This window comes from Ferrovibrio sp., from assembly GCF_025869515.1.
Lineage (GTDB): Bacteria > Pseudomonadota > Alphaproteobacteria > Ferrovibrionales > Ferrovibrionaceae > Ferrovibrio.
Map to the genome: position 1 here is coordinate 1 of NZ_JAOZVR010000046.1, position 9117 is coordinate 9117.

Here is a 9117-nt window from a genome sequence, read left to right on the forward strand (position 1 = left end):
GACGAGATCGACCGGCTGGTCGAGATCGTTGCCGGTGCGCTCGAATCCCTTGCGCCAGTCGTTGAGATGGCGCCGCGTCCACAGTCGCGCCATCTCCTTGTCGCGCATGCGCAAAGCCTGCACCAGCATGCGATGCGCCTCGACCAGGCGACGGGCACCCTGCTCGGTGCCCTGCACCGCCACATGCGTGGTGGGGTAGATCAGCATGTTGGAGGGTTCGCGCGCCAGTTCCAGCACGCGGTTGCGCGCGGTCTTTTCCAGCATGACATGGAATTCGCTGTCATAGGCGGCGACAGCGGACGGATCGTCGAGCACGGCTTCTGTCGCGTCGATATTGGCGTCCAGTGCGATCAGCTCGTCGGCGGTCGCGCGCTCGACCGCCAGATCGATGGTGGCCAGGCTGAGCGCCATGGTGGCTTCCCACAATTCGCGGAAGGTGACCTGGTGCAGAACCAGCGCACGGCTGGCGCGGGTGGCGAGCTGGTCGTAATGCGGCAGACCGACGGCGAGGCGGCGGCTGGAATCGCGCTGCACCATGCCGCCCTGTTCGAGCAGGCGAATGCCTTCACGCACGGTAGACCGGTTGACGCCGAACTGGCGCACCAGCTGCGCCTCCGTGCCGATCGGATCGCCGGGGCGCAGGCGGCCGGACAGAATCTCGCGCTCGATCGCCTCGGCCACCATCTGGTAGGCCGGCACTGGCGTGATACGCGCGAATTTCTCGGCGACCTCAGACATTTACCCCCCGTACCGACCGGTATGCACCGGACATTCCCGAATCATTCGAAACCGCGACAGGCAGTTCTACCGGTCGCGGCATGCAGCGGTCCAGCCAATCGACCCTGAACAGCAGAGTATTTGACTCAGGTCGGATTGTCCGACAATCATAGTCGCCAAGTAAATATAAAAATGGTCCTGGGAGGCCGCACCGATGAGACTGTGCCGTTCGAGGCTGGCCGTACTGGCCGGCATTACCGTCCTTGCGCTTCATGCACCGCTCAGCCGCGCCGCCGAGCCACTGCCCCAGGCCGATGCGGCCACGCTGGGCTTCGCGCCCGACCGCCTTGCCCGCATCGGCGCCCGGCTGAAGGCCGACTCCGAGGCCGGCACCATTCCCGGTGCCGTCGTCCTGATCGCACGCCAGGGCAAGATCGCCTATTTCGAGGCGGTGGGCCTGCGCGATCCGCAGACCAAGGCGGCGATGACGCGCGACAGCATCTTCCGCATCTATTCGATGACCAAGCCGATCGTCACCGCGGCGGCAATGATGCAGGTGGAAGAAGGCCGCTATCACATCGGCGATCCGGTGGCGCGCTTTATTCCGTCCTTCGGCAAGGTGCAGGTGGGCGTGGAAAAACCCGCCGCCGAGGCCGGCGGCAAGCCGACGCTGGAGCTGGTGCCGCCGAAGCGGGCGATGAGCATCCAGGACCTGATGCGCCACACCTCGGGCATCACCTACGGCTTTTTCGGTGTCGGCGCCGTGAAGGCGATGTATGGCGATGTTCTGAAAAGCGATCCGGACAATGCCGAATTCGCCGAGCGTATCGCCGCGCTGCCGCTGGCCTATCAGCCCGGCACGGTCTGGGATTACAGCCATTCCACCGACATCCTCGGCCGCGTGATCGAGGTGGTCGACAAGAAGTCGCTGTACACCGCGCTGAACGACCGCCTGCTCAAGCCGCTCGGCATGAAGGACACCGCCTTCTATGTCACCGACAAGGCCAGGCAGGATCGCGTGGCGGAGCCGTTTGCCAATGACCGCAGTCTGGGCGGCGGCGTGGAATTCTTCGATCCGCGCCAGCAGGGCAGATACGAATCCGGCGGTGGCGGCCTGACCGGCACGGCGATGGATTACGCAAAATTCCTGCAGATGCTGCTGGATAACGGCGCGCAGGGCGGCAAGCGGTATCTGAGCCCCCGCATCCTCGCCTATATGACCTCGGATCACATGGGCACGGGCGTGGTGCCCGGCCCCTACTTCCTGCCCGGCCCCGGCTACGGGTTCGGCCTCGGCTTCGGCGTGCGTCTGGCCAACGGCATCTCGGCCGATCCGGGCAGCGCCGGCGACTATTACTGGGGCGGCGCCGGCGGCACCTATTTCTGGGTCGACCCGAAAGAGAAGATGTTCGTCGTCTTCATGATGCAGTCGCCCAAGCAACGCCTGACCTATCGCGCGCTGATGCGCGACATGGTCTATGCCGCGCTGGTGAAATGATGATGCGCTTCCGCGCCCTGCTGGCAAAACTGCTCGCCGCGCTGCGGCCGGGCAGATCCGTCATCGCCGGCGCGCCGGTCCATGTTGTCATTGCCAGCCACACCCGGCGGTATCCGGGCCGGTCTTCCGCGCTCGAGCGGCGGCAGGCTCTCGGCTGGGTCGCGATGACGGCCCGTCATTCCCACCAGGATCGCCGCGCTTGAGGCCGCCCGTCATCGGCACGGCCAGGCGCGACACAGGAATTCGCCGCGCAGACGGCGGATCGGCGGACCGGAAGCCGCCGCAACAGAACAGGATGGAGGAAACAATGCCCACTCGTTACGGGACAGGATTGGCCGTCGCCGCGCTGGCGGCCGGCCTCGGCATGACGGCACCGGCCTTTGCGCAGGTGAAGATCGCCTTCGTCGATCCGCTGTCGGGCGCGATGGCGCCGATCGGCGAGCATGGCGTGAAGCATTTCCAGTACATGATCGACAAGATCAACGCCAAGGGCGGCGTCAACGGCCAGAAGATGGAACTGCTGACCTACGACAACAAGCTGAGTCCGCAGGAAACCGTGATCGCGGCGCAGAAGGCGATCGACGCCGGCGCGCGCATCCTGACGCTGGGCAACGGCTCGGGTGCCGCGGCAGCGATGATCGACTTCGTCAACAAACACAACGACCGCAATCCGGGCAAGGAAGTGGTCTACCTGAACTATGCGGCGGTCGATCCGGCCTTCACCAACGACAAATGCAGCTACTGGCATTTCCGCTGGGATGCGCATAGCGACATCAAGATGCAGGCGCTGACCACCTATATAAAGGGCAAGCCGAGCATCAAGAAGATCTACCTGATCAACCAGGACTATTCCTTCGGCCATGCCGTGCGCAAAGCGGCCAACGAGATGCTGAAGGCCAAGCGGCCGGATATCCAGATCGTCGGCGACGAGCTGCATCCGCTGGCCAAGATCACCGACTTCGCGCCCTATATCGCGAAGATCAAGGCGAGCGGCGCCGACAGCGTCATCACCGGCAACTGGGGCAGCGATATCGCGCTGCTGCTCAAGGCTTCGGCCGATGCCGGCCTGCAGGTGGATTATTACACTTATTATGCCGGCGGCGCCGGTGGCCCGACCGCGATCAAGCAGACCGGCCTGAAGGACCGCGTCTACCAGATCACCGAAGGCATCGCCAATATCAACGTCAAGGAAAACCTCGCCTGGGAAGAGGAGTTCCGCAAGAAGAGCGCCGGTCAGGGCTGGTGGTATCCGCGCGTGCGCAACGAGATGGAAATGCTCGCCATGGCGATGAACGAGGCGAAGTCGAACGACCCCAAGGTCTTCGCCGAGAAGCTGCGCGGCCTGAAGTACAAGAACATCTACGGCAAGGACACCTACATGCGCGCGGAAGACCACCAGTTCTTCCAGGACATCTACATCTCCGCGCTTACTCCGATGGCGGGCGACATGAAGTTCGACGAGGAGAATTCCGGCTGGGGCTGGAAGCTGACCGCGACGATCCCGATGGCCAATACCGACGTCGCCACCACCTGCAAGATGGCGAAGCCGAGCTGACCGCATTAGACTGGGCGACGGCCCCGGATAGCACCGGGGCCGTTTCGTCTGCACTTTCTGCTGCATTGCGTGATTCGACAGACGGGGGCGTCGTTTGCTGGAACTGGTGATCTTCTCCACGCTGAATGGCGTGCTCTACGGCATGCTGCTGTTCCTGCTGGCCAGCGGCCTGACCCTGATCTTCTCGATGATGGGCGTGCTGAATTTCGCTCATGCCAGCTTCTACATGCTGGGTGCCTATTTCGGTTTCCAGATCAGCCAGTGGCTCGGCTTCTGGGTCGCACTGGTCGCCGCACCGGTGCTGGTCGGCCTGATCGGCGCCGCCGTCGAGCGCTGGGGCCTGCGCACCGTGCACAAATGGGGCCATGTGCCCGAACTGCTGTTCACCTTCGGCCTCGCCTTCGTGGTCGAGGAGCTGGTGCAGATGGTCTGGGGCAAGCTGCCGGTGGATTACCGCGTGCCGGCGCTGCTCGACTTCTCCGCCTTCGAACTCTTCGGCACCACCTATCCCGCCTTCCGCATGTTCATGCTGCTGATCTCGGTGGCGATCTTCCTGGTGCTGCTGCTGGTGCTGACGCGCTCGCGCATCGGGCTGATCATCCAGGCGGCGCTGACCCATCCCAACATGGTGGCGATGCTGGGCCATAACGTGCCCAAGGTATTCATGATGGTGTTCGGCTTCGGCTGCGGCCTCGCCGCCATCGCCGGCGTGATCGCCGGCCCGGCGCTGGTGACCCAGCCCAGCATGGCGCATGTGCTGGGGCCGATCCTGTTCGTCGTCGTCGTCTTCGGCGGGCTCGGCTCGCTGCCCGGCGCCTTCATCGCCTCGCTGCTGATCGGCCTGATCCAGACTTTCGCGATCGCGATCAATTACTCGCTCGGCGATGCGCTCGGCGCCATCGGCATCGGCCGCCCGATCAGCGGCGCGCTCAGCGACATGTGGCAGGTGACCGTGGCGCAGATCGGCCCGGTGGTGCCATATCTGATGCTGGTGCTGATCCTGATCTTCCGGCCCACCGGCCTGATGGGCACGCGGGAGACCTGAGTCATGAGCAGCACCATTCTCGCCGCCGCCCGGCCCAATCCCGTGCTCGACCTGTTGCGCCGCTACGGCGTCTGGATCGCCGCCGCCGGGCTGATGATCCTGCTGCCCAAGGTGTTTTCCTCGGGCGCCGCGCTCACCACCATGTGCCTGATGGGCATCATGATCGTGTTCTCGCTCAGCTATAACATGCTGCTGGGCCAGACCGGCATGCTCAGCTTCGGCCATGCGGTCTATTACGGGCTGGGCGGCTTTCTCGCCGTGCATGCGATGAACACCATCGCGGGCGGCAAGCTGCCGATCCCGCTGCCGGTGCTGCCGCTGGTCGGCGGCTTCATGGGCCTGCTGTTCGGCTTCATCTTCGGCGCGGTCTCCACACGGCGCGCCGGCACCGCCTTTGCCATGATCTCGCTCGGGCTGGGCGAGCTGATCGCCTCGCTGTCGCTGATCCTGCGCGGCTTCTTCGGCGGCGAGGAAGGCATCACCGCCAACCGCACCAAGATGCTGACGCTGTGGGGCGTACGCTTCGGGCCGCAGATCGAGGTCTATTACCTGATCGCCGCCTGGTGCCTGGTCTGCATCGCCGCGATGTTCGCCTTCACCCGCACGCCTTTGGGCCGCCTGTGCAATGCGGTGCGCGAGAATCCCGAACGCGCCGAATTCATCGGCTATTCAACCCAGATGGTGCGCTTCATCGCCTTCTGCGTCGCCGGCTTTTTCGCCGGCATCGCCGGCGGCCTGGCGGCGATCAATTTCGAGCTGATGAACGCCGTCAACATTTCCGGCGGCCAGTCCGGCGTGGTGCTGCTGATGGCCTATATCGGCGGCATCGGCCACTTTGCCGGACCTATTCTGGGTGCGATTCTCGTGGTGCTGCTGCAGGTCTTCCTCAGCGACATCACCGGCGCCTGGATGCTGTATTTCGGCCTGATCTTCATCGGCATGGTGATGTTCGCCCCGGGCGGCCTGGCCGGGCTGATCATGCTGCACCTGCCGCTGTGGCGCCGCGGCACGATCCTGCAAGTGCTGCCGCATTATGCCGCGATGGCCGTGCCGGTGCTGATGGGCGCCGCCGGCCTCACGCTGCTGATCGAGACCGCGCATCACCAGCTGGTGAAGACGCAGACCGACGGCCCGGCGATGCATTTCTTCCGCCTGGGCTTCGATTCCAACACGCCGCTGCCCTGGCTGGCCGCAGCGCTGCTGCTCGGCGGCGGACTGTGGCTCGGCCGGCTTTATGCGCCGCGACTGAAAGCCGCTTACGGCGATGCCGCCCATGGTGTGGAGGCGGCACGATGAGCGCGCTCGCCCTGGAAGACGTGCACAAGACCTTTGGCGTCACGCCGATCATCCGCGGCGTCTCGCTTGAGGTCGGCAAGGGCGAACGCCATGCCATCATCGGCCCGAACGGCGCCGGCAAGTCGACGCTGTTCCACCTGATCTCCGGCCGCTTTCCGGTCAGCCAGGGCCGCGTCACGCTGAACGACGAGGACATCACCGGCCTTAAGCCCTACCAGATCAACCGCCGCGGCCTGTCGCGCAGCTTCCAGGTGACGAATATCTTCCCGAAACTGACCGTGTTCGAGAATGTGCGCTGCGCCGTGCTGTGGCATCTGGGCTACCGCTATTCCTTCTGGCACAACATCCGCAAGCTCAACGATGCCAACGAACGCGCCATGGCGATCCTGCAGCAGATCGGCCTGGCCGATCGCAGCCAGCTGCCGGCCGGCGTGCTGACCTATGCCGAGCAGCGCGCGCTGGAAATCGGCATTACCATCGCCGGCGGCGCCGGCGTGGTGATGCTGGACGAGCCGACAGCGGGCATGAGCCGCTCGGAGACCGCGCATTTCGTCAACCTGATCCGCAAGGTGACCGAAGGCCGCACGCTGATCATGGTGGAACACGACATGGGCGTGGTGTTCGATCTGGCCGACCGCATCTCGGTGCTGGTCTATGGCCAGATCATCGCCTCCGACACGCCGGCCAGGATCCGCAGCAACACGGCGGTGCAGGAAGCCTATCTCGGCCAGGCGCTTGAGGCGGAGCATTGACCATGAGCGAATCGATGCTGCAAGTCCGCGACCTGCATGCCTATTACGGCAAGAGCCATATCCTGCATGGCGTGAGTTTCGACGTGAAGCCGGGCGAAATCGTCTCGCTGCTCGGCCGCAACGGCGTCGGCCGCTCGACCACCATCAAGGCGATCATGGGCGACGTGCCGCCGCGGGGCTCGATCGTCTTCAAGGGCAAGGAAATCGCCGGCAAAAAACCGCATGAGATCGCCCGCCTCGGCCTCGGCTACGTGCCGGAGAACCGCGACATCTTCCCCGGCCTGACGGTGCGCGAAAATCTCTATCTCGGCCAGAAGAGCACCAGGGGCACCGGCCGCTGGTCGATGCAGGACATGTTCGACATCTTCCCGCGACTGGCCGAACGCGCCGACACCCAGGCCGGCGTGCTGTCCGGCGGCGAGCAGCAGATGCTGACCATGTGCCGCACCCTGATGGGCGACCCCGATCTGGTGATGGTGGACGAACCGACCGAGGGGCTTTCACCGATGATGGTGGAGCATGTCGGCAAACTTCTTGAGCGTATCGCCGCGCGCGGCATCTCGATCCTGCTGGTGGAGCAGAAGCTGACCATCGCGCTGAAAATCTGCCAGCGGCTTTACGTGATGGGCCACGGCCATATGGTATTCGAGGGCACGCCGCAGCAGCTCAAGGACAACGCCGCCATCCGCAAGGAATGGCTGGAGGTTTAGGCCCTTTCGTCATGCCCGTGAAGGCGGGCATTCAGTCTATGGTTAAACCGGGTTCCCGCCCGTCGCGCTTTGCGCGACAATATATGTACGGCGGCTTCGCCGCCGGGCGCGGGAACGACGATGGAGATGCTACGCTGGCGTCACCAACTTGAGCCCGACGATGCCGGCAACGATGAGCCCGATGCAGGCGAGCCGCAGCAGGGCAGCGCTTTCGCCGAACAGCAGGATGCCGAGGACCACCGTGCCGATGGTGCCGATGCCGGTCCAGATCGCATAGGCGGTGCCGAGCGGCAGGGTCTTCAGCGCCAGGCCGAGCAGCAGCAGGCTGACGACCATCGCGGTGACGGTGCCGAGCGTGGGCCACAGCCGGGTGAAGCCCTCGGTGTATTTCAGGCCGACGGCCCAGCCGACCTCGGCCAGCCCGGCAAGCAGCAGAATGATCCATGCCATGGCGAATTGCTCCTTCGCTCTCAGGCGCCGTCCGATATCCGGATGGCGCGCTGCGGGCAGGGTCGTCCCCGCCGGATGTCCAGGGAAATCGCCGGGTCGTCCCGGCCGCAGCCTGATATGGCGCAGCCCCGGACCGGCGGCAAGCCTGCCGTCAGCCGGCCAGCGGCGTCTCCACTGTCGGCGCCTGGGTCATGATCTGCGCGCTCAGCACCATATCGGCGGTTTCGCCGTCCTGGGCCAGGGGCAGGATCAGGCCTTCGAAATTCGCCGACATCCCGGTGGCCGTGGCGCCGCGCACATTGGCCCAGAGCGGTTGCCGCGCCTGCACCGCCTGCAGATAGGCCTGATGGGCGCGGGCGGCGAAATGCGGATCGGGATGCTGGTCGAGGAAACGGCCGGTCAGATCGAAACCGCGATACACGGTGACCGCGCTGCCGAACAGCCGGTAGCGAAACCGCAGGCCGGTCTCGGCGGCCACGATATCGAGCAGGAAGAGATGACCGAGCAGAGAGCGCAGCTCTTCCGGCCGGAAATCGGCGCGCGAGGGCAAGGTGCGCGCGCCGCGCCAGCCGTCCCAGGCCTGCAGCAGCTGCTTCAGCCGCGCATCGCCGATATGCGGCATCACCTGCGCGGGTGGCGCGCAGAGTGCGCCGTGGACTTGAGTCAGAGGTTCGTGGACAAACGCCGCATCCGGTCCGCCGGTCATCCGGATCAGAATTCCTGCCAGTCGTCTTCGTCCCTGGCGGCGGCAGCCGGCGCAGGCTTAGGGGCAGGCTTCGGAGCGGGCTTCGGCGCTGCGGCTGGTTTGGTGGCGGGCGGCGATGCTGCGGGCGGCGCCTTGACGGCGACCGGCCGCGCGGCAGCGGCGGCTGGTTTTGCGACCACCGCCGGTGCGGCAGGTTTCGCCGGCAGCGGCACCGATGCCGGTCGCGCGGCGCTTTCGCCGCCGGTTTTGAAGAAGCCAACCAGCTCGGCGAGCTGGCGGCCCTGATCGGCGAGGTTCTGCGCCGAGGCCGAGGTTTCTTCCACCAGCGCGCCGTTGCGCTGGGTCATCTCGTCCATGCTGCCCACGGCGGTATTGATCTGGTCGAGCC

10 protein-coding genes and 1 pseudogene are annotated in these 9117 nt (G+C 65.3%); 7 read left to right on the forward strand and 4 right to left on the reverse strand.

Annotation, left to right across the window (positions count from 1 at the left end):
* On the reverse strand, positions 1 to 738 hold a 738-nt coding region (locus OJJ21_RS06770), incomplete at its 3' end, for an FCD domain-containing protein (RefSeq protein WP_297684425.1).
* Between the two features lie 193 nt (positions 739 to 931).
* On the opposite strand from OJJ21_RS06770, the gene OJJ21_RS06775 reads away from it, so the two are divergent.
* The 7 genes from OJJ21_RS06775 to OJJ21_RS06805 all read left to right on the forward strand — a co-directional run bounded on the left by OJJ21_RS06775 (position 932) and on the right by OJJ21_RS06805 (position 7573).
* Positions 932 to 2215 (forward strand): serine hydrolase domain-containing protein, encoded by a 1284-nt coding sequence (locus OJJ21_RS06775; protein ID WP_297684427.1) that lies wholly within the window; start codon positions 932 to 934, stop codon positions 2213 to 2215.
* A complete protein-coding gene (locus OJJ21_RS06780; protein WP_297684429.1) occupies positions 2212 to 2418 on the forward strand; it encodes a hypothetical protein in 207 nt (68 codons plus the stop codon). The genes OJJ21_RS06775 and OJJ21_RS06780 overlap by 4 nt, the downstream gene beginning before the upstream one ends.
* Before the next feature lie 104 nt (positions 2419 to 2522).
* A complete protein-coding gene (locus OJJ21_RS06785; RefSeq protein ID WP_297684431.1) occupies positions 2523 to 3770 on the forward strand; it encodes a branched-chain amino acid ABC transporter substrate-binding protein in 1248 nt (415 codons plus the stop codon).
* Positions 3771 to 3864: 94 nt separating this feature from the next.
* Positions 3865 to 4815 carry a branched-chain amino acid ABC transporter permease gene (locus tag OJJ21_RS06790; RefSeq protein ID WP_297684433.1) on the forward strand — a complete coding sequence of 317 codons (951 nt, stop codon included), beginning with the start codon at positions 3865 to 3867 and terminating at the stop codon, positions 4813 to 4815.
* Positions 4816 to 4818: 3 nt separating this feature from the next.
* On the forward strand, positions 4819 to 6111 hold the full coding sequence (locus tag OJJ21_RS06795) for a branched-chain amino acid ABC transporter permease (RefSeq protein ID WP_297684435.1): 1293 nt from the start codon (positions 4819 to 4821) through the stop codon (positions 6109 to 6111).
* Positions 6108 to 6863, forward strand: coding sequence for an ABC transporter ATP-binding protein (locus OJJ21_RS06800; RefSeq protein WP_297684437.1), 756 nt, complete (start codon positions 6108 to 6110; stop codon positions 6861 to 6863). Before OJJ21_RS06795 ends, OJJ21_RS06800 begins: the two co-directional genes overlap by 4 nt.
* Positions 6864 to 6865: 2 nt before the next feature.
* The gene (locus OJJ21_RS06805; RefSeq protein WP_297684439.1) at positions 6866 to 7573 is read left to right on the forward strand and encodes an ABC transporter ATP-binding protein; all 708 of its coding nucleotides are present in this window, start codon (positions 6866 to 6868) and stop codon (positions 7571 to 7573) included.
* 129 nt (positions 7574 to 7702) lie between these two features.
* Here OJJ21_RS06805 and sugE read toward each other — a convergent pair whose 3' ends face one another.
* The 3 genes and pseudogenes from sugE to OJJ21_RS06820 all read right to left on the reverse strand — a co-directional run.
* Positions 7703 to 8023 (reverse strand): quaternary ammonium compound efflux SMR transporter SugE, encoded by a 321-nt coding sequence (gene sugE / locus OJJ21_RS06810; protein ID WP_297684441.1) that lies wholly within the window; start codon positions 8021 to 8023, stop codon positions 7703 to 7705.
* A gap of 151 nt (positions 8024 to 8174) precedes the next feature.
* The gene (locus OJJ21_RS06815; protein WP_297684443.1) at positions 8175 to 8729 is read right to left on the reverse strand and encodes a PAS domain-containing protein; all 555 of its coding nucleotides are present in this window, start codon (positions 8727 to 8729) and stop codon (positions 8175 to 8177) included.
* Between the two features lie 5 nt (positions 8730 to 8734).
* Positions 8735 to 9117: pseudogene (locus OJJ21_RS06820) on the reverse strand (methyl-accepting chemotaxis protein); the annotation flags it as partial.

What these genes read in the sequence shown, in the direction of transcription:
- OJJ21_RS06775 (WP_297684427.1), top strand. Translation starts at nt 932, where the DNA reads ATGAGACTGTGCCGTTCGAGGCTGGCCGTACTGGCCGGCATTACCGTC.
- OJJ21_RS06780 (WP_297684429.1), top strand. Translation starts at nt 2,212, where the DNA reads ATGATGATGCGCTTCCGCGCCCTGCTGGCAAAACTGCTCGCCGCGCTG.
- OJJ21_RS06785 (WP_297684431.1), top strand. Translation starts at nt 2,523, where the DNA reads ATGCCCACTCGTTACGGGACAGGATTGGCCGTCGCCGCGCTGGCGGCC.
- OJJ21_RS06795 (WP_297684435.1), top strand. Translation starts at nt 4,819, where the DNA reads ATGAGCAGCACCATTCTCGCCGCCGCCCGGCCCAATCCCGTGCTCGAC.
- OJJ21_RS06800 (WP_297684437.1), top strand. Translation starts at nt 6,108, where the DNA reads ATGAGCGCGCTCGCCCTGGAAGACGTGCACAAGACCTTTGGCGTCACG.
- OJJ21_RS06805 (WP_297684439.1), top strand. Translation starts at nt 6,866, where the DNA reads ATGAGCGAATCGATGCTGCAAGTCCGCGACCTGCATGCCTATTACGGC.
- sugE (WP_297684441.1), bottom strand. Translation starts at nt 8,023, where the DNA reads ATGGCATGGATCATTCTGCTGCTTGCCGGGCTGGCCGAGGTCGGCTGG.
- OJJ21_RS06815 (WP_297684443.1), bottom strand. Translation starts at nt 8,729, where the DNA reads ATGACCGGCGGACCGGATGCGGCGTTTGTCCACGAACCTCTGACTCAA.